General features: G+C 46.9%; 13 protein-coding genes, 6 rRNA genes and 1 other annotated feature. Of the genes, 17 read left to right on the forward strand and 2 right to left on the reverse strand.

Annotated features, from left to right (window positions below):
* The first annotated feature begins 121 nt into the window (after positions 1-121).
* The 9 genes from ACRPI0_RS15665 (at position 122) to ACRPI0_RS15705 (ending at position 14,385) form a co-directional block, all read left to right on the forward strand.
* Positions 122-1,673, forward strand: a 16S ribosomal RNA gene (locus ACRPI0_RS15665).
* A gap of 297 nt (positions 1,674-1,970) precedes the next feature.
* A 23S ribosomal RNA gene (locus tag ACRPI0_RS15670) occupies positions 1,971-4,903 on the forward strand.
* A 78-nt stretch (positions 4,904-4,981) separates the two neighbouring features.
* Positions 4,982-5,097, forward strand: a 5S ribosomal RNA gene (rrf, locus tag ACRPI0_RS15675).
* A gap of 400 nt (positions 5,098-5,497) precedes the next feature.
* A 16S ribosomal RNA gene (locus ACRPI0_RS15680) occupies positions 5,498-7,049 on the forward strand.
* A 297-nt stretch (positions 7,050-7,346) separates the two neighbouring features.
* Positions 7,347-10,279: ribosomal RNA gene (locus ACRPI0_RS15685) — 23S ribosomal RNA — on the forward strand.
* Between the two features lie 78 nt (positions 10,280-10,357).
* Positions 10,358-10,473 (forward strand): 5S ribosomal RNA (gene rrf / locus ACRPI0_RS15690).
* Together the 16S, 23S and 5S rRNA genes form the textbook arrangement of a ribosomal RNA operon.
* A 375-nt stretch (positions 10,474-10,848) precedes the next feature.
* Complete coding sequence (locus tag ACRPI0_RS15695; protein WP_432353703.1) at positions 10,849-11,325, forward strand: glutathione peroxidase; 477 nt, start codon at positions 10,849-10,851, stop codon at positions 11,323-11,325.
* Between the two features lie 107 nt (positions 11,326-11,432).
* Positions 11,433-12,899 carry an IMP dehydrogenase gene (gene guaB, locus ACRPI0_RS15700; protein ID WP_432353704.1) on the forward strand — a complete coding sequence of 489 codons (1,467 nt, stop codon included), beginning with the start codon at positions 11,433-11,435 and terminating at the stop codon, positions 12,897-12,899.
* 139 nt (positions 12,900-13,038) lie between these two features.
* Positions 13,039-14,385, forward strand: a complete 1,347-nt coding sequence (locus tag ACRPI0_RS15705) for a serine hydrolase (protein WP_432353705.1) — start codon at positions 13,039-13,041, stop codon at positions 14,383-14,385.
* A 20-nt stretch (positions 14,386-14,405) separates the two neighbouring features.
* Here ACRPI0_RS15705 and ACRPI0_RS15710 read toward each other — a convergent pair whose 3' ends face one another.
* Positions 14,406-15,818, reverse strand: coding sequence for a PLP-dependent aminotransferase family protein (locus ACRPI0_RS15710; protein WP_432353706.1), 1,413 nt, complete (start codon positions 15,816-15,818; stop codon positions 14,406-14,408).
* Between the two features lie 167 nt (positions 15,819-15,985).
* Positions 15,986-16,201, forward strand: a binding site (T-box leader).
* A 71-nt stretch (positions 16,202-16,272) separates the two neighbouring features.
* On the opposite strand from ACRPI0_RS15710, the gene serS reads away from it, so the two are divergent.
* Positions 16,273-17,556, forward strand: a complete 1,284-nt coding sequence (serS, locus tag ACRPI0_RS15715) for a serine--tRNA ligase (protein ID WP_432353707.1) — start codon at positions 16,273-16,275, stop codon at positions 17,554-17,556.
* Between the two features lie 28 nt (positions 17,557-17,584).
* Here serS and tadA read toward each other — a convergent pair whose 3' ends face one another.
* Positions 17,585-18,088 carry a tRNA adenosine(34) deaminase TadA gene (gene tadA / locus ACRPI0_RS15720; protein WP_432353708.1) on the reverse strand — a complete coding sequence of 168 codons (504 nt, stop codon included), beginning with the start codon at positions 18,086-18,088 and terminating at the stop codon, positions 17,585-17,587.
* A 134-nt stretch (positions 18,089-18,222) separates the two neighbouring features.
* Between tadA and ACRPI0_RS15725 the strand changes: the two genes are divergently transcribed.
* The 7 genes from ACRPI0_RS15725 to ACRPI0_RS15755 all read left to right on the forward strand — a co-directional run bounded on the left by ACRPI0_RS15725 (position 18,223) and on the right by ACRPI0_RS15755 (position 24,620).
* Entirely contained in the window at positions 18,223-18,855 is a 633-nt protein-coding gene (locus tag ACRPI0_RS15725) for a deoxynucleoside kinase (protein WP_432353709.1), read from the forward strand.
* Complete coding sequence (locus tag ACRPI0_RS15730; protein WP_432353710.1) at positions 18,856-19,524, forward strand: deoxynucleoside kinase; 669 nt, start codon at positions 18,856-18,858, stop codon at positions 19,522-19,524. It begins immediately after the preceding gene.
* 174 nt (positions 19,525-19,698) lie between these two features.
* Positions 19,699-20,982, forward strand: coding sequence for a kynureninase (gene kynU / locus ACRPI0_RS15735; protein ID WP_432353711.1), 1,284 nt, complete (start codon positions 19,699-19,701; stop codon positions 20,980-20,982).
* Positions 20,983-21,004: 22 nt separating this feature from the next.
* Positions 21,005-21,850: a tryptophan 2,3-dioxygenase gene (gene kynA, locus ACRPI0_RS15740; RefSeq protein ID WP_432353712.1), complete on the forward strand. Its 846-nt coding sequence runs from the start codon at positions 21,005-21,007 to the stop codon at positions 21,848-21,850.
* A 31-nt stretch (positions 21,851-21,881) separates the two neighbouring features.
* The gene (locus ACRPI0_RS15745) at positions 21,882-23,222 is read left to right on the forward strand and encodes a sodium-dependent transporter (RefSeq protein ID WP_432353713.1); all 1,341 of its coding nucleotides are present in this window, start codon (positions 21,882-21,884) and stop codon (positions 23,220-23,222) included.
* A 27-nt stretch (positions 23,223-23,249) separates the two neighbouring features.
* Complete coding sequence (kynB, locus tag ACRPI0_RS15750; RefSeq protein WP_432353714.1) at positions 23,250-23,882, forward strand: arylformamidase; 633 nt, start codon at positions 23,250-23,252, stop codon at positions 23,880-23,882.
* Between the two features lie 300 nt (positions 23,883-24,182).
* Positions 24,183-24,620 (forward strand): VOC family protein, encoded by a 438-nt coding sequence (locus ACRPI0_RS15755; protein ID WP_432353716.1) that lies wholly within the window; start codon positions 24,183-24,185, stop codon positions 24,618-24,620.
* Positions 24,621-24,639 lie beyond the last annotated feature (19 nt).

Genomic DNA, 24,639 nt, shown 5'->3' on the forward strand with positions numbered 1-24,639 from the left:
CAAAATGTCAACGAAATATCGTTTGGGAAACCGGTTTTACCGGTAAACAAACACAAACAGATCTTAATTGATTTGATAGACATCTTAAATGATGCCAGTACGAATTGAGCAATCAATTCTCTTTATGGAGAGTTTGATCCTGGCTCAGGACGAACGCTGGCGGCATGCCTAATACATGCAAGTCGAGCGAATCAATTGGAGCTTGCTCCTTTTGATTAGCGGCGGACGGGTGAGTAACACGTGGGCAACCTGCCCTGCAGATGGGGATAACTCCGGGAAACCGGGGCTAATACCGAATAATCAGTTCCTTCGCATGAAGGAACTCTGAAAGACGGTTTCGGCTGTCACTGCAGGATGGGCCCGCGGCGCATTAGCTAGTTGGTGGGGTAATGGCCTACCAAGGCAACGATGCGTAGCCGACCTGAGAGGGTGATCGGCCACACTGGGACTGAGACACGGCCCAGACTCCTACGGGAGGCAGCAGTAGGGAATCTTCCACAATGGACGAAAGTCTGATGGAGCAATGCCGCGTGAGTGAAGAAGGTTTTCGGATCGTAAAGCTCTGTTGCGAGGGAAGAACACGTACGGGAGTAACTGCCCGTACCTTGACGGTACCTCGTCAGAAAGCCACGGCTAACTACGTGCCAGCAGCCGCGGTAATACGTAGGTGGCAAGCGTTGTCCGGAATTATTGGGCGTAAAGCGCGCGCAGGCGGTCCTTTAAGTCTGATGTGAAAGCCCACGGCTCAACCGTGGAGGGTCATTGGAAACTGGGGGACTTGAGTACAGAAGAGGAAAGCGGAATTCCACGTGTAGCGGTGAAATGCGTAGAGATGTGGAGGAACACCAGTGGCGAAGGCGGCTTTCTGGTCTGTAACTGACGCTGAGGCGCGAAAGCGTGGGGAGCAAACAGGATTAGATACCCTGGTAGTCCACGCCGTAAACGATGAGTGCTAAGTGTTAGGGGGTTTCCGCCCCTTAGTGCTGCAGCTAACGCATTAAGCACTCCGCCTGGGGAGTACGGCCGCAAGGCTGAAACTCAAAGGAATTGACGGGGACCCGCACAAGCGGTGGAGCATGTGGTTTAATTCGAAGCAACGCGAAGAACCTTACCAGGTCTTGACATCCCACTGACCGGCATGGAGACATGCCTTTCCCTTCGGGGACAGTGGTGACAGGTGGTGCATGGTTGTCGTCAGCTCGTGTCGTGAGATGTTGGGTTAAGTCCCGCAACGAGCGCAACCCTTAATCTTAGTTGCCATCATTCAGTTGGGCACTCTAAGGTGACTGCCGGTGACAAACCGGAGGAAGGTGGGGATGACGTCAAATCATCATGCCCCTTATGACCTGGGCTACACACGTGCTACAATGGACGGTACAGAGGGCTGCAAACCCGCGAGGGTAAGCGAATCCCAGAAAACCGTTCCCAGTTCGGATTGTAGGCTGCAACTCGCCTGCATGAAGCCGGAATCGCTAGTAATCGTGGATCAGCATGCCACGGTGAATACGTTCCCGGGTCTTGTACACACCGCCCGTCACACCACGAGAGTTTGTAACACCCGAAGTCGGTGGGGTAACCCTTAGGGGAGCTAGCCGCCGAAGGTGGGACAGATGATTGGGGTGAAGTCGTAACAAGGTAGCCGTATCGGAAGGTGCGGCTGGATCACCTCCTTTCTAAGGATATATGTCAGTGGAACATCCTTGTGATGAAGAAGCTGCACATTCGGAAATGAACCTTTGGTTCATAGCGTTGACATTTTGCGTTCAGTTTTGAAGGTTTATATGGTACTTCGAGCAATCGTCGTTTCTTATATATTCTTCAAAACTTGTTCATTGAAAACTGGATAAAACAACATTGAAGCAACAAATCAAGATAATCAACCGAGTCGGACACATTTATGTGAGCCGAACAGCGATTCTTTTGTTCTTTCTTTTTAATCATCGCTGATTGAAAGAAGAACGTTAACTTTTGGTTAAGTTAGAAAGGGCGCACGGTGGATGCCTTGGCACTAGGAGCCTAAGAAGGACGGCACTAACACCGATATGCTTCGGGGAGCTGTAAGTAAGCTTTGATCCGAAGATTTCCGAATGGGGAAACCCACCATCTTTAATAGGATGGTACGTATTTGTGAATACATAGCAAATACGAGGCAAACCCGGAGAACTGAAACATCTAAGTATCCGGAGGAAGAGAAAGAAAAATCGATTCCCTGAGTAGCGGCGAGCGAAACGGGAAAAGCCCAAACCAGGAAGCTTGCTTCCTGGGGTTGTAGGACACTCTATACGGAGTTACAAAAGGATGAGTTAGGCGAAGCGATCTGGAAAGGTCCGCCAAAGAGGGTAAAAGCCCCGTAACCGAAAATTCATCCCCTCCAGAGTGGATCCTGAGTACGGCGGAACACGTGAAATTCCGTCGGAATCCGGGAGGACCATCTCCCAAGGCTAAATACTCCCTAGTGACCGATAGTGAACCAGTACCGTGAGGGAAAGGTGAAAAGCACCCCGGAAGGGGAGTGAAATAGATCCTGAAACCGTGTGCCTACAAGTTGTCAGAGCCCGTTAATGGGTGATGGCGTGCCTTTTGTAGAATGAACCGGCGAGTTACGATTCCATGCGAGGTTAAGCAGAGAATGCGGAGCCGCAGCGAAAGCGAGTCTGAATAGGGCGAATGAGTATGGGGTCGTAGACCCGAAACCAGGTGATCTACCCATGTCCAGGGTGAAGGTAAGGTAACACTTACTGGAGGCCCGAACCCACGTACGTTGAAAAGTGCGGGGATGAGGTGTGGGTAGCGGTGAAATTCCAATCGAACCTGGAGATAGCTGGTTCTCTCCGAAATAGCTTTAGGGCTAGCCTCAAACGTTAAGAATCTCGGAGGTAGAGCACTGTTTGGACTAGGGGCCCATCCCGGGTTACCGAATTCAGACAAACTCCGAATGCCGATGATTTATGTTTGGGAGTCAGACTATGGGTGATAAGGTCCATAGTCGAGAGGGAAACAGCCCAGACCGCCAGTTAAGGTCCCAAAGTATTCGTTAAGTGGAAAAGGATGTGGCGCTGCCCAGACAACCAGGATGTTGGCTCAGAAGCAGCCATCATTTAAAGAGTGCGTAATAGCTCACTGGTCGAGTGGCGCTGCGCCGAAAATGTATCGGGGCTAAACGAATCACCGAAACTGCGGATTGACACCTTTGGTGTCAGTGGTAGGAGAGCGTTCCAAGGGCGTTGAAGCTAGACCGGAAGGACTGGTGGAGCGCTTGGAAGTGAGAATGCCGGTATGAGTAGCGAAAGAAGGGTGAGAATCCCTTCCACCGAATGCCCAAGGTTTCCTGAGGAAGGCTCGTCCACTCAGGGTCAGTCGGGACCTAAGTCGAGGCCGATAGGCGTAGACGATGGACAACAGGTTGATATTCCTGTACTACCTCCCCACCGTTTGAGTGATGGGGTGACGCAGAAGGATAGGGTGAGCGCGCTGTTGGTTATGCGCGTCTAAGCAGTGAGGTGTGAAACGAGGCAAATCCCGTTTCTAATACATTGAGCTGTGATGGCAAGGGGTGTATACCCTGGAGTCCCTGATTTCACACTGCCAAGAAAAGCCTCTAACGAGGTGGGAGGTACCCGTACCGCAAACCAACACAGGTAGGCGAGGAGAGAATCCTAAGGTGATCGAGAGAACTCTCGTTAAGGAACTCGGCAAAATGACCCCGTAACTTCGGGAGAAGGGGTGCTCTGGTAGGGTGAATAGCCCGAGAGAGCCGCAGTGAATAGGCCCAGGCGACTGTTTAGCAAAAACACAGGTCTCTGCAAAACCGTAAGGTGACGTATAGGGGCTGACGCCTGCCCGGTGCTGGAAGGTTAAGAGGAGAGGTTAGCGCAAGCGAAGCTTTGAATTGAAGCCCCAGTAAACGGCGGCCGTAACTATAACGGTCCTAAGGTAGCGAAATTCCTTGTCGGGTAAGTTCCGACCCGCACGAAAGGCGTAACGATCTGGGCACTGTCTCAACGAGAGACTCGGTGAAATTATAATATGCGTGAAGATGCGCATTACCCGCGACAGGACGGAAAGACCCCGTGGAGCTTTACTGTAGCCTGATATTGAATTCCGGTGCAGCCTGTACAGGATAGGTAGGAGCCTAAGAGACCGGAGCGCTAGCTTCGGAGGAGGCAATGGTGGGATACTACCCTGGCTGTATTGGACTTCTAACCCTTGCCCGTGATCCGGGCAGGAGACAGTGTCAGGCGGACAGTTTGACTGGGGCGGTCGCCTCCTAAAGAGTAACGGAGGCGCCCAAAGGTTCCCTCAGAATGGTCGGACATCATTCGTAGAGTGCAAAGGCATAAGGGAGCTTGACTGCGAGACCTACAAGTCGAGCAGGGTCGAAAGACGGGCTTAGTGATCCGGTGGTTCCGCATGGAAGGGCCATCGCTCAACGGATAAAAGCTACCCCGGGGATAACAGGCTTATCTCCCCCAAGAGTCCACATCGACGGGGAGGTTTGGCACCTCGATGTCGGCTCATCGCATCCTGGGGCTGTAGTCGGTCCCAAGGGTTGGGCTGTTCGCCCATTAAAGCGGTACGCGAGCTGGGTTCAGAACGTCGTGAGACAGTTCGGTCCCTATCCGTCGCGGGCGCAGGAAATTTGAGAGGAGCTGTCCTTAGTACGAGAGGACCGGGATGGACACACCTCTGGTGTACCAGTTGTCTTGCCAAAGGCATCGCTGGGTAGCTATGTGTGGACGGGATAAATGCTGAAAGCATCTAAGCATGAAGCCCCCCTCGAGATGAGATTTCCCATTACGCAAGTAAGTAAGATCCCTCAAAGATGATGAGGTGGATAGGTCTGGTGTGGAAGCATGGCGACATGTGGAGCTGACAGATACTAATAGATCGAGGACTTTCCCAAATATAAGTTAGAGAGCCGTAAGGCTGTCTTGAATTCAATGTTGGTTTTATCCAGTTTTGAGCGAACAAGCTCAATTTGTCTGGTAATGATGGCGAAGAGGTCACACCCGTTCCCATACCGAACACGGAAGTTAAGTTCTTCAGCGCCGATGGTAGTAGGGGGCTTCCCCCTGTGAGAGTAGGACGTTGCCAGGCAGATGAAGTCATTCTGTTATAGAATGACTTTTTTCTTTTCCAAACGATTATAATTATTTGCAAGCAATACTATTTTACTTTAATTACTGAGTGAAAAACAGTTGCCAAGCAAACATTTATGTGGTATTATTATCTATGTTGCTCTTACGGAAAGCTTTCGTAGAGCGGTTGAAACAAATAAAATTTAAAACAAAGTTGTTGACACGATGCTTACAGAATGTTATACTGTAAGAGTTGCTGAAAACAACAAAAACACTATGAACCTTGAAAACTGAACAGCAAAATGTCAACGAAATATCGTTTGGGAAACTGGTTTCACCGGTAAACAAACACAAACAGATCTTAATTGATCTGATAGACATCTTAAATGATGCCAGTACGAATTGAGCAATCAATTCTCTTTATGGAGAGTTTGATCCTGGCTCAGGACGAACGCTGGCGGCATGCCTAATACATGCAAGTCGAGCGAATCAATTGGAGCTTGCTCCTTTTGATTAGCGGCGGACGGGTGAGTAACACGTGGGCAACCTGCCCTGCAGATGGGGATAACTCCGGGAAACCGGGGCTAATACCGAATAATCAGTTCCTTCGCATGAAGGAACTCTGAAAGACGGTTTCGGCTGTCACTGCAGGATGGGCCCGCGGCGCATTAGCTAGTTGGTGGGGTAATGGCCTACCAAGGCAACGATGCGTAGCCGACCTGAGAGGGTGATCGGCCACACTGGGACTGAGACACGGCCCAGACTCCTACGGGAGGCAGCAGTAGGGAATCTTCCACAATGGACGAAAGTCTGATGGAGCAATGCCGCGTGAGTGAAGAAGGTTTTCGGATCGTAAAGCTCTGTTGCGAGGGAAGAACACGTACGGGAGTAACTGCCCGTACCTTGACGGTACCTCGTCAGAAAGCCACGGCTAACTACGTGCCAGCAGCCGCGGTAATACGTAGGTGGCAAGCGTTGTCCGGAATTATTGGGCGTAAAGCGCGCGCAGGCGGTCCTTTAAGTCTGATGTGAAAGCCCACGGCTCAACCGTGGAGGGTCATTGGAAACTGGGGGACTTGAGTACAGAAGAGGAAAGCGGAATTCCACGTGTAGCGGTGAAATGCGTAGAGATGTGGAGGAACACCAGTGGCGAAGGCGGCTTTCTGGTCTGTAACTGACGCTGAGGCGCGAAAGCGTGGGGAGCAAACAGGATTAGATACCCTGGTAGTCCACGCCGTAAACGATGAGTGCTAAGTGTTAGGGGGTTTCCGCCCCTTAGTGCTGCAGCTAACGCATTAAGCACTCCGCCTGGGGAGTACGGCCGCAAGGCTGAAACTCAAAGGAATTGACGGGGACCCGCACAAGCGGTGGAGCATGTGGTTTAATTCGAAGCAACGCGAAGAACCTTACCAGGTCTTGACATCCCACTGACCGGCATGGAGACATGCCTTTCCCTTCGGGGACAGTGGTGACAGGTGGTGCATGGTTGTCGTCAGCTCGTGTCGTGAGATGTTGGGTTAAGTCCCGCAACGAGCGCAACCCTTAATCTTAGTTGCCATCATTCAGTTGGGCACTCTAAGGTGACTGCCGGTGACAAACCGGAGGAAGGTGGGGATGACGTCAAATCATCATGCCCCTTATGACCTGGGCTACACACGTGCTACAATGGACGGTACAGAGGGCTGCAAACCCGCGAGGGTAAGCGAATCCCAGAAAACCGTTCCCAGTTCGGATTGTAGGCTGCAACTCGCCTGCATGAAGCCGGAATCGCTAGTAATCGTGGATCAGCATGCCACGGTGAATACGTTCCCGGGTCTTGTACACACCGCCCGTCACACCACGAGAGTTTGTAACACCCGAAGTCGGTGGGGTAACCCTTAGGGGAGCTAGCCGCCGAAGGTGGGACAGATGATTGGGGTGAAGTCGTAACAAGGTAGCCGTATCGGAAGGTGCGGCTGGATCACCTCCTTTCTAAGGATATATGTCAGTGGAACATCCTTGTGATGAAGAAGCTGCACATTCGGAAATGAACCTTTGGTTCATAGCGTTGACATTTTGCGTTCAGTTTTGAAGGTTTATATGGTACTTCGAGCAATCGTCGTTTCTTATATATTCTTCAAAACTTGTTCATTGAAAACTGGATAAAACAACATTGAAGCAACAAATCAAGATAATCAACCGAGTCGGACACATTTATGTGAGCCGAACAGCGATTCTTTTGTTCTTTCTTTTTAATCATCGCTGATTGAAAGAAGAACGTTAACTTTTGGTTAAGTTAGAAAGGGCGCACGGTGGATGCCTTGGCACTAGGAGCCTAAGAAGGACGGCACTAACACCGATATGCTTCGGGGAGCTGTAAGTAAGCTTTGATCCGAAGATTTCCGAATGGGGAAACCCACCATCTTTAATAGGATGGTACGTATTTGTGAATACATAGCAAATACGAGGCAAACCCGGAGAACTGAAACATCTAAGTATCCGGAGGAAGAGAAAGAAAAATCGATTCCCTGAGTAGCGGCGAGCGAAACGGGAAAAGCCCAAACCAGGAAGCTTGCTTCCTGGGGTTGTAGGACACTCTATACGGAGTTACAAAAGGATGAGTTAGGCGAAGCGATCTGGAAAGGTCCGCCAAAGAGGGTAAAAGCCCCGTAACCGAAAATTCATCCCCTCCAGAGTGGATCCTGAGTACGGCGGAACACGTGAAATTCCGTCGGAATCCGGGAGGACCATCTCCCAAGGCTAAATACTCCCTAGTGACCGATAGTGAACCAGTACCGTGAGGGAAAGGTGAAAAGCACCCCGGAAGGGGAGTGAAATAGATCCTGAAACCGTGTGCCTACAAGTTGTCAGAGCCCGTTAATGGGTGATGGCGTGCCTTTTGTAGAATGAACCGGCGAGTTACGATTCCATGCGAGGTTAAGCAGAGAATGCGGAGCCGCAGCGAAAGCGAGTCTGAATAGGGCGAATGAGTATGGGGTCGTAGACCCGAAACCAGGTGATCTACCCATGTCCAGGGTGAAGGTAAGGTAACACTTACTGGAGGCCCGAACCCACGTACGTTGAAAAGTGCGGGGATGAGGTGTGGGTAGCGGTGAAATTCCAATCGAACCTGGAGATAGCTGGTTCTCTCCGAAATAGCTTTAGGGCTAGCCTCAAACGTTAAGAATCTCGGAGGTAGAGCACTGTTTGGACTAGGGGCCCATCCCGGGTTACCGAATTCAGACAAACTCCGAATGCCGATGATTTATGTTTGGGAGTCAGACTATGGGTGATAAGGTCCATAGTCGAGAGGGAAACAGCCCAGACCGCCAGTTAAGGTCCCAAAGTATTCGTTAAGTGGAAAAGGATGTGGCGCTGCCCAGACAACCAGGATGTTGGCTCAGAAGCAGCCATCATTTAAAGAGTGCGTAATAGCTCACTGGTCGAGTGGCGCTGCGCCGAAAATGTATCGGGGCTAAACGAATCACCGAAACTGCGGATTGACACCTTTGGTGTCAGTGGTAGGAGAGCGTTCCAAGGGCGTTGAAGCTAGACCGGAAGGACTGGTGGAGCGCTTGGAAGTGAGAATGCCGGTATGAGTAGCGAAAGAAGGGTGAGAATCCCTTCCACCGAATGCCCAAGGTTTCCTGAGGAAGGCTCGTCCACTCAGGGTCAGTCGGGACCTAAGTCGAGGCCGATAGGCGTAGACGATGGACAACAGGTTGATATTCCTGTACTACCTCCCCACCGTTTGAGTGATGGGGTGACGCAGAAGGATAGGGTGAGCGCGCTGTTGGTTATGCGCGTCTAAGCAGTGAGGTGTGAAACGAGGCAAATCCCGTTTCTAATACATTGAGCTGTGATGGCAAGGGGTGTATACCCTGGAGTCCCTGATTTCACACTGCCAAGAAAAGCCTCTAACGAGGTGGGAGGTACCCGTACCGCAAACCAACACAGGTAGGCGAGGAGAGAATCCTAAGGTGATCGAGAGAACTCTCGTTAAGGAACTCGGCAAAATGACCCCGTAACTTCGGGAGAAGGGGTGCTCTGGTAGGGTGAATAGCCCGAGAGAGCCGCAGTGAATAGGCCCAGGCGACTGTTTAGCAAAAACACAGGTCTCTGCAAAACCGTAAGGTGACGTATAGGGGCTGACGCCTGCCCGGTGCTGGAAGGTTAAGAGGAGAGGTTAGCGCAAGCGAAGCTTTGAATTGAAGCCCCAGTAAACGGCGGCCGTAACTATAACGGTCCTAAGGTAGCGAAATTCCTTGTCGGGTAAGTTCCGACCCGCACGAAAGGCGTAACGATCTGGGCACTGTCTCAACGAGAGACTCGGTGAAATTATAATATGCGTGAAGATGCGCATTACCCGCGACAGGACGGAAAGACCCCGTGGAGCTTTACTGTAGCCTGATATTGAATTCCGGTGCAGCCTGTACAGGATAGGTAGGAGCCTAAGAGACCGGAGCGCTAGCTTCGGAGGAGGCAATGGTGGGATACTACCCTGGCTGTATTGGACTTCTAACCCTTGCCCGTGATCCGGGCAGGAGACAGTGTCAGGCGGACAGTTTGACTGGGGCGGTCGCCTCCTAAAGAGTAACGGAGGCGCCCAAAGGTTCCCTCAGAATGGTCGGACATCATTCGTAGAGTGCAAAGGCATAAGGGAGCTTGACTGCGAGACCTACAAGTCGAGCAGGGTCGAAAGACGGGCTTAGTGATCCGGTGGTTCCGCATGGAAGGGCCATCGCTCAACGGATAAAAGCTACCCCGGGGATAACAGGCTTATCTCCCCCAAGAGTCCACATCGACGGGGAGGTTTGGCACCTCGATGTCGGCTCATCGCATCCTGGGGCTGTAGTCGGTCCCAAGGGTTGGGCTGTTCGCCCATTAAAGCGGTACGCGAGCTGGGTTCAGAACGTCGTGAGACAGTTCGGTCCCTATCCGTCGCGGGCGCAGGAAATTTGAGAGGAGCTGTCCTTAGTACGAGAGGACCGGGATGGACACACCTCTGGTGTACCAGTTGTCTTGCCAAAGGCATCGCTGGGTAGCTATGTGTGGACGGGATAAATGCTGAAAGCATCTAAGCATGAAGCCCCCCTCGAGATGAGATTTCCCATTACGCAAGTAAGTAAGATCCCTCAAAGATGATGAGGTGGATAGGTCTGGTGTGGAAGCATGGCGACATGTGGAGCTGACAGATACTAATAGATCGAGGACTTTCCCAAATATAAGTTAGAGAGCCGTAAGGCTGTCTTGAATTCAATGTTGGTTTTATCCAGTTTTGAGCGAACAAGCTCAATTTGTCTGGTAATGATGGCGAAGAGGTCACACCCGTTCCCATACCGAACACGGAAGTTAAGTTCTTCAGCGCCGATGGTAGTAGGGGGCTTCCCCCTGTGAGAGTAGGACGTTGCCAGGCAATTGAAAAAGCGAGTTAAGGAATTTATTCCTTAACTCGCTTTTTTGTATATACTTTTACGATAAACTGGATGGAACCTGTTTTTAAGGGGAAACTCCCTGTAGCTGCTTTGCGTTAGGGAATTAAGCGATGTCAGGTGCTCCACATATTTAAAGGGATTAAAGTTATACTCAGGATGCGTGGTTTATGATTGAGAAATAAGGATTTATGATTACGTTTCGACTAATTTCATCAAGGTACTCTTGTTAAATAGTTTTCTCGCACGTTAGTTGTAAAGGCAGAGAATGGATGTACTTTGAATTTAGGACTTCCTTTTTGCGCTGAAGGTCGGTTTCCATTATGGTTAAGAGACTAATCTAAAAGGAGATGGCACAAATGGGATCCATTTATGACTTTACTGTACAGAAACCTGACGGTACTGACCAATCCTTATCGGCGTTTGAAGGAAAGCCGTTGTTGATTGTTAATACAGCGAGCAAGTGTGGCTTTGTGAAACAGTTTGATGAATTGCAAGAGGTCTACGAGACGTACAAGGATCAAGGACTTACTGTGCTGGGGTTCCCTTCGGATAACTTTAACAATCAAGAGTTTGATAGTAGTGGTGAGGCTGAGGAGTTTTGCAGAATGAACTTTGGTGTGTCTTTCCCGGTGTTCGCAAAAGTAGATGTCAAAGGAGATAGCGCGGAGCCGTTATTTCAATTTCTTTCGTCTGAGAAGAAGGGAATGTTAACAGAGGGCATTAAATGGAACTTTACGAAGTTTCTCGTGGACCGTGATGGGAACGTAGTGGATCGCTTTGCTCCTCAAACTGGACCTCTTAAAATGAAAGATGCAATTGAAAAGTTGATATAACTGAAAAGGGCTAATACTTTTACTTATTCTTGCTTCCTTGACACACCATACTACCGCTGATAACCTATTATCTAATATTTAACCGAAACTATAAGGGGGCATCAGGCATGTGGGAAACTAAGTTTGCACGTGAAGGGTTAACGTTTGATGATGTATTGTTGATACCAGGAGCGTCTGAAGTATTGCCGAAGGATGTTTCAATGTCGATTCAGCTGACAAAGAAAATTACGTTGAATGTTCCATTGATAAGTGCAGGAATGGATACTGTCACAGAGTCTAAAATGGCGATTGCTATGGCGCGTCAAGGCGGCCTCGGAGTCATCCATAAAAACATGAGCATTGAAGAACAAGCCGAGGAAGTTGTAACGGTAAAACGTTCTGAGAATGGTGTCATTACGAATCCATTCTTCCTGACTCCTGAACATCAAGTTTTCGATGCAGAGCATCTAATGGGCAAATACCGTATTTCCGGCGTTCCAATTGTCGATACGCTTGAGAATCGAAAGTTAGTGGGTATTATTACAAACCGCGATCTCCGATTCATCCAAGACTACTCGTTAACAATTAATGATGTAATGACGAAGGAAGAGCTCGTTACTGCCTCTGTAGGAACAACTCTTGAAGATGCTGAAAAGATTTTACAGCGATATAAAATTGAGAAGTTACCGATTGTTGATGCAGACGGAACATTACGTGGGTTGATCACAATTAAAGATATTGAAAAAGTGATTGAATTCCCGAAAGCTGCGAAAGATCATCACGGTCGTCTTCTCGTCGGTGCTGCAGTTGGAGTTACGTCGGATACAATGGTTCGCGTTGAAAAACTCGTGGAATCTGAAGTTGATGTGATTGTTATTGATACAGCACACGGTCACTCTAAAGGCGTTCTTGAGATGGTCAAGAAGATTCGGGAAACGTATCCTGAACTTGATATCATTGCAGGAAATGTTGCTACTGCAGCCGGCACACAAGCTTTGTATGAAGCAGGAGCCAATGTTGTGAAAGTTGGGATTGGTCCAGGTTCTATCTGTACAACTCGAATTGTTGCAGGTGTTGGTGTTCCGCAAATTACAGCAGTCTATGATTGTGCTGCAGAAGCACGCAAACAAGGCAAGACGATTATTGCGGATGGAGGCATCAAGTTCTCCGGGGATATCGTTAAAGCACTTGCTGCGGGTGGACATGCGGTTATGCTCGGTAGCCTACTTGCAGGAACAACTGAAAGTCCTGGAGATACCGAAATTTTCCAAGGCCGTCGTTTTAAAGTATATCGTGGAATGGGATCGGTATCGTCAATGGAACGTGGTTCAAAAGACCGTTACTTCCAAGAAGATGCGAAGAAGTTAGTTCCCGAAGGTATTGAAGGACGTATGCCTTACAAAGGTTCTCTAGCAGATACGATTCACCAACTAGTTGGTGGAATTCGTGCAGGCATGGGGTATTGCGGAACGAGAGACTTGGAAACATTACGTGAAGAGGCTCAGTTCATCCGTATGACGGGTGCTGGTCTACGCGAAAGTCATCCGCACCAAGTACAGATTACTAAGGAAGCACCGAACTATACGATCTCTTAACCACTCGTAGGTAAGGAACTTCAGCACCTTTCTAAACGTCTCAGTATGGGCGGAAAGGTGCTTTTTTATATTTTATATCCAAGACTCCCTTTAGGTATGATAAACTATTGTAGTAAATCGCAGTGACGGAGGTAGTAATGTGAAGAAGATGAAAAACAGATGGCTGTCTGTGCTATGCTCGGCAGTTTTGCTGGTAACAGTGTTTGGTGCAACCCCCGCGCAGGCGGAATCGTCCCTTGGCCTCCACGTGGATGGCGCAATTCTAATTGACGCGGATAGTGGAAAAATTTTGTACGAACAAAATGCAGATGCCCCACTTGGCATAGCCAGTATGTCGAAAATGATGGTGGAGTACCTTCTATTCGAAGCAATCGATGAAGGTAAAATTTCATGGGATCAGCAATACAAAGTGACGGACTATACATATGCTGTGTCACAGGACCGGAACTTGAGTAATGTACCGCTACGAAGAGACGGTTCGTATTCCATAAAAGAACTTTATGAAGCGTTGGCTATTTACTCGGCAAATGCAGCAACCATTGCGATTGCAGAGACAATTGCAGGAACTGAAACAGAATTCGTAAAAATTATGAATGAAAAAGCAAAAGAACTTGGTTTGAAAGATTATAAATTCGTAAACTCTACAGGATTAAATAACGCAAATCTTCACGGCATGCATCCGCAAGGAACAGGCCCCAATGATGAGAACGTTATGCCTGCAAAGTCTGTAGCGAAACTTGCGTATTCGTTAATCACGGATTACCCTCAAGTTCTTGATACGACTAAGATTAAGTCAAAAATATTCCGTGAGGGTACGGATGACGCAACGAAGATGGATAACTGGAACTTCATGTTACCCGGTTTTGTTTATGAGTATGAAGGTGTCGATGGTCTTAAGACTGGAACGACTGACTTTGCAGGACATTGTTTTACTGGAACAGCGATGCGTGACGGTAAGCGTGTAATTGCAGTTGTGATGAAAGCCGTGGATGCTAAAGGACAAGGTTCTTACAAAGCTCGTTTCGATGCAACACGCGCCCTATTCGATTTTGGGTTCTCACAATTCTCTGAAGTGGAGTTTGTACCTAAAGGCTACCAGTTTAAGGACAAAAAGACATTGAATGTCTTGAAAGGTAAAGAAAAAGACGTTGCCATTCAAGTCAAAGAACCGATTAAGATGCTTGTGAAGACAAGTGAAAAAGATCAGTACACACCAAAGCTTGTCATCGATAAGAAGAAATTGAAAGATGGCTCACTTGAAGCACCTGTTAAAAAGGATGCTGTGGTTGGGCACGTAGAGCTTGTGAAAAAAGACGGCTCTGAAGATTATGGATTCATCAACGAGAAAAATGTTCAAACAGAAGTTGTAACAAAAGAAGCTGTTGAAAAAGCAGGTTGGTTCTCCCTTGCTATGGGTGGCATCGGTCACTTCTTCTCAGGACTTTGGGATAGTGGGACAGGCTTTGTCAAAGGCTTGTTCAATTAAATGAAAAACGGAGCAGACGCTTATGCGCGCTGTTCCGTTTTTTGTATGTTCCAAGCAGTCATCAGTGTTTCTATTCCCTGTTCGATTTGCATTTCGCTAAGTCCACCAAAGCCGAGTAGAAAGGAAGGGAAGCCTTGAGCCTGTCCTGACTTATAATCTTGTAAGCTGTATACTCGGATGCCCGATTGAAGTGCATGGTCTGCAAGTATAGATTCCGTCTGCTCGGAACGCACTGTGATGATGATGTGCATACCCGCTTCGTCTCCAGAATAGGTAATCATCGGTTCGTATGGGGTAAGACAGTCTGTCAGTACTTGTAGTTTCTTTTTATACACTTTACGCATCCGATTTAGATGTCTTGAAAACTGACCTTCTGCCATAAATCTCGCAAGCATATGCTGATCAAGTCTTGGAACGGTGGAGGCGTATTGGATAAATGCTCCTTTATAACGTTCCAGAAGCGCTTTTGGCAGAACCATGTAGGCAATTCGAAGTGACGGCATGAGCGATTTAGAGAATGTACTTAAGTAAATGACGTTTTCTCCAAGGTCCATTCCTTGTAACGATGGAATTGGACGCCCCGCATACCGAAATTCACCGTCATAGTCATCTTCAATGATAATGTGATCGGGATTGGAAGAAGCCCAGTTCAACAAGGCGGCTCTACGTGGCGCTGAGAGCACGGTGCCTGTCGGGAACTGGTGGGAAGGTGTTACATATGCAACTGTTGCAGAAGAGCGTTGCAAGGTGTCTACGTCCATTCCATCAGGATCTACTGGTATGGGAATGGCGGACCGCAAGTGATGGTCGAATACATGATGAGTCAGCGGATATCCTGGATCCTCCACAGCATAGATTGCTTCGTTGCCGAGAATGCGAATGATCAAAGGGATAAGCTGTTCAGTTCCTGAACCGACGATGACTTGTTCAGGCGTGCACACGACGCCTCGTGAATGGTACAAATACATCGAGATTTCATGGCGTAATTCTACATCACCATGAGGATCACCGAGTTGGAGGAGGTGGGAAGCGTGTTCATCAATAACATCTTTTGCAACCTTCCTCCATTTAGAGAATGGAAATAATTCAGGATCTACCATACCTGGTGAAAAATCAATAGCTGCTTTTGGACGTACGTATATTGGAACTTCAGTTGTTTCAGTAGGCTCAGTATAGGCAAGTTCCTCAATCGCTTGAACGTAATAGCCACTGCGCGGTATTGAAGTAATATAGCCCTCTGCGACAAGTTGACCGTAAGCGAGTTCTATTGTTGTTTGACTGACTGCGAGAAATTCACTCAACTTCCGTTTCGATGGTAGCTTTTTACCGACGGGTATCCGCTGATTTGCGATATCCCGTTTCATTTGACGATAAATCTGTTCATAAATAGGGATTGAATGGGTTTTATCCAGTACGAGTAACCATTCTTCCATCGGCAGCCTCCACTCTGACCTTGTGATTTTTTCGATGAAGTGAAAATAGAAAAGGTCATACTTAAAGTATACCGTACATAGAGAAAAGGGAAAGTGGAAGCGTGTTCACTTCCACACCTTAGCTTGCCAAACGCTAAGCCGTATAGTAAAGTTAAAGTAATTTCATACGTAAGACGATGAAGGGAAGTAGTAACAGACTTGTTTTTCTAAAGAGAGCCGACGGGTGGTGTGAGTCGGTGGAAACAACTGTGAATCCATCCTAGAGAAGCCAAGCTGAACGTAGAGTAGGTTTGTGCCGGTACTGGAGCCGTTATCTCCTGTAGAGTGAATCAGCTGTAGGCTGATTAAGCTGGGTGGTACCGCGGGTAGTTCTCGTCCCTATTGATAGGGGATGGAGGGCTTTTTTTGTGCCTGGATTTCTAAAATCGTTTTACTATATTGAGGAGGAATCGTAATGTTAGACAGAAAAGTGTTACGTACAGATTTTGAAGGTGTAAAAGAAAAGCTTGCGATGCGTGGAGAGGATATCTCTGAGCTTGACAAGTTCCCAGCGCTAGATGACAAACGTCGAGAACTATTGGCGAAAGTTGAAGTGCTTAAAGCAGAACGTAACGAAGTATCTCAAAAAGTGGCGGAGATGAAGCGCAACAAAGAAGATGCGGACGAGCTTGTTTTGAAAATGAGAAAAGTTGGAGAAGACATTAAGGCGTACGACACAGAACTAAACGAAATCGAAGAGCAATTGGATTATGTACTTATGCGCATCCCGAATATCCCGCACGAAAGTGTACCAATAGGAGATAGCGAAGACGATAACGTGGAAGTCAACAAATGGGGAGAAACACCTGAGTTTACGTTTGAACCGAAGCCGCACTGGGAAATCGGTACAGACTTGAAACTCATGGACTTCGAACGAGCGGCGAAAGTAACTGGTAGTCGTTTCGTATTTTACCGCGGCATGGGCGCACGTCTAGAGCGTGCACTTATTAACTTCATGATGGATCTCCATCAGGATGAGCATGGATACGAAGAAATGCTTCCGCCATACCTTGTGAACCGTGCGAGTTTAACGGGTACTGGCCAATTGCCGAAGTTCGAAGAGGATGCTTTCCTCGTTGAAAAAGAAGATTACTTCATGATCCCGACATCTGAAGTACCTGTTACAAACTTCTATCGAGATGAAATTTTGAACGCTGACATGCTACCCAAAGCATTTGCAGCCTATAGCACTAACTTCCGCTCTGAAGCAGGTTCAGCGGGTCGCGACACACGTGGGTTAATCCGCCAGCATCAGTTCAACAAAGTGGAACTTGTGCGCTTCGTGAAACCTGAGGATTCGTATGACGAGTTGGAAAAACTGACTGGACATGCAGAAAGAGTATTACAGTTGCTTGAGCTGCCTTACCGTAAGTTGAAAATGTGTACTGCTGATCTTGGATTCACAGCTGCGAAGAAGTATGACTTGGAAGTATGGATTCCTGCACAAAATGCGTACCGTGAAATCTCTTCTTGTTCAAACTTCGAAGATTTCCAAGCGCGTCGTGCCAACATTCGCTTCCGTCGTGAAGCAAAAGGGAAGCCGGAGTACGTGCACACATTGAATGGTAGTGGTCTTGCGATTGGTCGTACTGTTGCTGCATTGCTTGAAAACAATCAGCAAGAAGACGGTTCTGTATTGATCCCTGAAGTCTTGCGTCCTTATATGGGTGGAAAAGAGTACATCACAGCAACTGAATAAAAGGGAATGTAAAAAGCGACATCGGAAGTTATTCTGCTTCCGGCGTCGCTTCTTTTTTTGCACGTTTCTTCTTTTCCCGTAATGCGCGGAAGAAGTTTGTTAGGAGTGCGCCACATTGTTCACCTAATACGTCATCGCGGACCTCACATTCGTGATTGAACCGTTCGTCGTTCAATAATCGATAGAGTGAATCGACACACCCTGCCTTTCCGTCTCGAGCCCCGTAGACGACAGTCGGAATTCTTGATTGTAAAATAGCTCCCGCACACATCGGACATGGTTCAAGCGTTACGTAGAGAGTCGTCTCTTCAAGCCGCCAGCTGCCAATTACAGCACACGCATCTTGAATCGCAGAAATCTCCGCATGGGTGACCGCATTTTGCGTAGTTTCCCGCAGATTATGTGCACGAGCAATCACTTCACCTCGATGGACAATCACAGCACCAATCGGAACTTCCCCAAGAACTTCTGCTTTCTTCGCCTCTGCTATTGCCAACTCCATGAAATGCTGATCTTGTTCGTTCAAATTCATACTCATCGCTCCTTATCCACAGTGTAGCACGCTTTCTAACAGAATGTTCCACGTGGAAAAAATGTCACAACTAAAGAGGGTTTCCTATGATAAACTAAAGGGACGACATTAAGTGAAAGACAGGAGCGTTGGTCATGACCATTCCATTCATTTCAGTAGAAGGACCGATCGGGGTAGGGAAATCCACGTTGTCGAAGTCGATTTCTGACACCCGCCAATTTCATTTACTGATGGAAATCGTGGATGAAAATCCGTTTCTTAATAAATTTTACGACGACATTGAAGAGTGGAGCTTTCAAACTGAAATGTTCTTCCTCTGTAACCGATATAAACAGCTCGGTGATATTCAAAAGCATTATTTAGCCAAAGACAAGCCTGTCGTTGCGGACTATCATATTTTCAAAAACCTAATCTTTGCACAACGCAGTCTTTCTGAAAGCGACTATGTAAAATACGAGCAAATCTACAACATACTGACCGCTGGGATGCCCGTCCCGAACGTCATTGTCTACTTACACGCAAGCTTAGACACACTCATGAAACGAATCGCAATGCGTGGTCGTGATTATGAGCGAGGCATGGATCCGAAATACTTGCGTCAGCTGTCTGAAGACTACGATACATTCATCGATCGCTTTGAACGTATGCATCCAGAAATTCCAGTCTTACGTTTCAACGGAGATGAGCTCGACTTCGTTGCGAACACACGGGACCGCCAATATATCCTTGACGCAGTCGATGCCGTCATCCAGAAAGAGGTCATTTAAATGAACTTACGTGAAAAATACGGAATTCCACAAAATGCGGTCATTACAATCGCGGGAACAGTAGGAGTCGGGAAATCGACGATGACGACTGCACTTGCTGAAGCACTAGGATTCCGCACATCTTTTGAGAATGTGGACCAAAACCCTTACTTGGATAAATTCTACGAAGACTTCAAGAAATGGAGTTTCCATTTGCAGATTTACTTCCTTGCAGAACGTTTCAAAGAACAGAAGCGTATCTTCGAATACGGTGGTGGGTTCATCCAGGATCGTTCTATCTATGAAGATACAGGCATCTTTGCGCGTATGCATATGGAAGAAGGAACGATGGATCCCGTCGATTACGAGACATACACGAACTTGTTCGATGCAATGGTCATGACGCCTTACTTCCCGCATCCAAATTTGCTAATCTATTTAGAAGGACCACTGGATTGTATTATTGATCGCATCCATGAGCGCGGCCGCGAGATGGAGCAAGAGACGCCAATTACGTATTGGGAAGAAATGCACGCCCGCTATGAAAAGTGGATTGACTCATTTACTGCGTGTCCAGTACTTCGCCTTGATATTAATGACTATGATTTACTGACAAATGCGCATGAAGTGGAACTAATAGTCGAAAAGATTGGCAGCATCTTGACGCAAACGGAACCCCTTCGTCACTAATGAATTCTTTGACCTTTTCTAACAGTGAAAAACTGTCAGGAAAGGTTTTTTTCATTCTTTACCGAATGAAGGAATAGAGTAACCCTATACGTAATTAGGCATGATTGACGCAAGGAAAATGATTCAAGTATAGTGAACTTTATAGAAAAATCCAATTTGAAGGAGCGGATCCTGATGACTGCAAGTGAAAAGGCGACGAAAGCGTATGCGATAGAATTGGAAGGACGATATGCGGGTACAAGCCGTCGTAACGAATTTTACATACAAGAAGACATCATTTACTTTGACGGAAACTCTCTTGGACTTCTATCAAAACGTGCAGAAGCTTCTGTACACGCAATGATGGATTCTTGGAAGACACATGGTATTGATGGCTGGATGCAAGGGGAGTGTCCATGGTTTCAACTATCAGAAGAACTAGGAGCATCGATGGCACCCTTAATTGGAGCAAAACCTGAAGAAGTTATTGTCACGGGATCCACAACTTCAAATCTTCATCAGCTCCTTGCAACATTTTTTAAACCGGAAAACGGTAGGACGAAAATTCTGGCAGACGAATTGAACTTCCCGACGGACATCTATGCGATCCAAAGTCAGTTGCAGTTGCATGGACTGAATCCTGCCGATCATCTGATACAAGTGAAAAGTCGTGATGGACAAACGCTTCATACTGAAGACATTGTCGAGGCAATGACAGATGATGTTGCTATCGTGATTTTGTCGGGTGTCCTCTATCGTAGCGGACAAGTGCTCAATATGGAGAAAGTGACAGAAGCGGCTCATGCACGTGGAATCTTAGTTGGCTATGATTTGTGTCACTCAATAGGAGCGATTCCTCATGCACTGGACGCGTGGAATGCAGACTTCGCATTTTGGTGTAATTACAAACACTTGAATGGCGGACCAGGTGCAACCGGGGGCATCTACATGAACGAAAAGCATTTTGGTACGCAACCTGGGCTTGCGGGCTGGTTCGGTTCTGCAAAAGACCGTCAGTTCGATATGTCACATACATTTACGCCTGCTGAAGGTGCAGGATTTCTTCAGATGGGGACGCCACACTTATTGAGTTCTGCACCTCTGATTGGTGCACTTGAACTGATGAACGAAGTCGGCATAGAGGCAATCCGTGAACGCTCACTTGCTTTGACGGGGTACTTGCAGGAACTGATTGAAACGGAACTCGCAGAATACGGGTTCACGGTAACCAGTCCGAAAAACGACGAGGATCGCGGAGGGCATGTATTTGCTGTTCATAAAGAAGCAGCTCGTATTTGTAAGGCGCTGAAAGCGAACGGTATCATTCCAGACTTCCGCACGCCGAATGGAATAAGACTCGCACCGGTCGCACTCTATAACACATTTGAGGAAGTGCTCGAAACCGTCACTATTTTAAAGCGAATTATGGATGAAGAGCAATATAAGCAATTTGAAAACAAAAGGGAAGTTGTCGCGTAACTAACAAAGAGGGGGATTTTTTATGAAAAAGGGGATCTCAGATTTGAATTTGGATCAGGAGAACATTCACACCGATTTTAAAAAGGACATGACCTACGGGGAATACTTAAGATTGGATCAGATATTATCGAGTCAAGAACGATTGTCAGGACATCACGATGAAATGCTATTTATTATCATCCATCAAGTAAGTGAACTTTGGATGAAACTAGCATTGCACGAACTTACTGCAGCCATCGACGCAATTGACGCTGGAGAGATGCAATCTGCATTCAAAAGGCTAGCACGTGTTACAAAGATCCAATCACAAATCATACAGGCGTGGGACGTATTATCGACGATGACACCGGCTGAATACTTAGAGTTCCGCGATTCGCTCGGCAAGGCCTCTGGGTTCCAGTCGTATCAGTACCGTCTGATTGAATTTGCGCTTGGCTACAAGTCCTCGCATATTTTAAAGATTTATGAAAAGGACGCTGAAGTACATGCGATGCTGCAAGAGGCGTTGAACCTACCGAGCATCTATGACGTCACGATTCGTGCGCTTTCAAAGGCTGGCTTTGCCATCAATCCTGAATTGCTCGAGCGCGATTTCAGTGTGACGTATGCAGGGGATCCGAGCGTTGAAGCCGCGTGGGAAGCTGTTTATCGCAATGTTGATCAGTATTGGGATTTGTATCAGTTAGCTGAAAAGCTTATCGACGTCGAGGACTGGCTGCAGCAGTGGCGGTTCCGTCATATGAAAACCGTTGAACGGATTATTGGATTCAAAACGGGAACGGGTGGTTCGTCAGGTGTGAACTACTTGCGCCACGTGCTCGACCATCGGTTCTTCCCGGAACTATGGGATTTACGGACAAAGTTGTAAGAATAATAGAGAGATGAAAAGGGGGAGTAGTATGGAGGAGAAGGGACGAACGGAACAATGGTCCTCTAAGTTAGGATTCATCTTATCATCTGCGGGAGCTGCAATTGGACTCGGTGCCATCTGGAAATTTCCATATGTGACGGGGACTAGTGGAGGTGGCGCATTCTTTTTGCTGTTCATCGTGTTCACTTTAGTAATCGGCTTACCGATGCTACTTTCTGAATTCATCATTGGTCGCGGTACCGGTAGGGAGGCGATCAGTGCGTATAAAAAGTTAGCTCCAGATAGTTTATGGGTATGGATCGGTCGACTCGGTGTACTAGGGTGCTTTTTACTTCTATCCTTTTACAGCGTTGTTGGCGGTTGGGTACTCGTCTATAGCGGACTTGCAATACCGGGGAATGTCATCGGAGATGGAACAAACTATGGGGAGTTATTCGGCTCAGTTATCGGTTCTGTTTGGATTACACTGCTTGGATTACTAGTATTTACAGTCATTAACGTACTCGTCATTTCGTCAGGAATTCAAAACGGAATTGAACGTGCTAACAAATATATGATGCCGTTGTTATTCGTCTTTTTCATTGTCCTTGTTGTGCGCTCTTTGACGCTAGATGGTGCGATGGAAGGCGTGAAGTTTTTCTTAGCGCCGGACTTTTCTAAAATAACGGGTCAGTCGATTCTCTATGCTCTCGGACAGTCGTTCTTTTCACTTGCGGTAGGGTTTTCGTGTATGGTGACGTACAGTTCGTATTTGAAAAAAGACGTCAGTTTACGATCATCAGCCGGGTCGGTTGTTGGGATGAACATCTTTGTGTCACTTCTCGCAGGACTTGCAATTTTCCCAGTGGTCTTTGCATTCGGGCTAGCGCCTGACGAAGGGCCGGGATTATTGTTCATGGTGTTACCTGAAGTATTTGGTCAAATGCCATTCGGCGAACTATTTTTAGCACTGTTCTTACTGCTGTTCTTATTTGCGACATTGACATCTTCGTTCAGTTTGTACGAAATTATAGTTGCTGCAATTACGGCAAATGGAAAGCATACGAGGAAGACTGTTGCTTGGCTTACGGGACTTATCGTTTTTGTAGCTGCAATTCCATCTGCCATGTCGTCTAGTTTGCTGGAATCCTTTACGATTAATGGGAAAAATATTTTCGATAATACAGACTATCTTGTCAGTAATATATTCTTGCCTCTTGGCAACTTGCTAATTGCGATTTTCATCATTCACAAAATGGATCGTGAACTAGTAAAACAGGAATTTAACTTAAGTACAAAAGATTCTCCAGGACTATTCCGAGTATGGATTGTCTTAATGACTGTAGTTGTACCCGTGACAATTGTAGCTGTATTTTTAAATAATCTTTGATCCGTCTAACTTGAAAGGATGATGGCCATGAAAAAGTTAACACAGTGGATTGATATCACCCAGCCGCTCAGCAATTCGATTGCGGAATGGCCAGGGGATACATCGTTCAATTATGAACTCACGTTTACGAAAGAACAGACGGGTTCTGTCAATATCGGTCAAGTATCGATGAGCGTTCATACCGGAACGCATATCGATGCACCGTTCCATTATGATAATGAAGGCAAGCGTGTGCATGAACTGGATTTGTCCTTGTATATTGGGCCTGCTATGGTCGTGGATGTAATGGGGCAACCGGAAATTGGTCGTGCAGAACTCGAAGGGTTCGATTTTAAAGATGTAGAGCGACTCCTCCTTAAAACAGGCGGACATCCTGATCCGAATACGTTCCCGGATAGCTATCCCGTGTTAAAGTCGGACATCGGTCCATTTTTAAAGGAACGTGGAATCCGCTTAATTGGGGTAGATGTGCCTTCCGTGGATTCAGTAGACAGCAAAACAATGGATGCACATCATTCGCTTTATGAGAACGGTGTAAACATTTTAGAGAACACGGTGCTATCAAATGTGGCGCCTGGCGTGTATGAGCTGATCGCACTTCCACTAGCATTAGAAGGTTCAGATGGAAGTCCCGTACGCGCAGTGTTGCGTTCGTTGTAAGGATAATAGTATAAAAGAGCTGCATAAAAGGGTAACTCCTTTATGTAGCTCTTTTTGAATAGAGTTGTAGCAACTATAGGTGAACCAAGTAATCATCAAATATAAGTGAATTGTGTTTTAGTGTGAGCAATACAATTGCCTATCGCAGGTGTAAAGGATTTCATGATTTGGGTAGAGTGAAATTTCAAATAATTCGAGACAACTTAGTTGGAAATTTGATACAATAAAATTGAACTAATGAATTCGAATATACCGGAAACGGGCCATTAACTGCAAAAACTTGGAGGAGATGATTGTACTATGAATCGTATTAATCTCATTGGATTAGGTGTAAGGGATATAGCAAAATCACTAAAATTCTATCGTGATATTGGTTTTGAGGCATCGGTCACTGGAGACGAAGAACAGCCTACCATTGTGTTCTTTAATAATGAAGGGTCAAAACTAGAGCTATTTCCACTTGAAGAATTAGCAAAAGATATTAACGAAGAGAATCCTCCTGAATTATCAAAAGGTGGTTTTTCAGGTATTACACTTGCGTATAACGCAAAATCTGAAGCAGAAGTTAATGATATTTTTCAAATGGTTAAAAGTGTCGGTGCTGAAGTCGTTAAAGAGGCACAAGCACTTTCGTGGGGAGGATATGGCGGTTATTTCATTGATCCTGACGGTTATTATTGGGAAGTCGCATACGGTGCTGTTTGGGAATTTGATGAATCGAATATGTTAATCATTTAACAGAGATTGGTAACGAAAT

It is taken from the genome of Sporosarcina sp. A2 (assembly GCF_050858885.1).
GTDB lineage: Bacteria > Bacillota > Bacilli > Bacillales_A > Planococcaceae > Sporosarcina.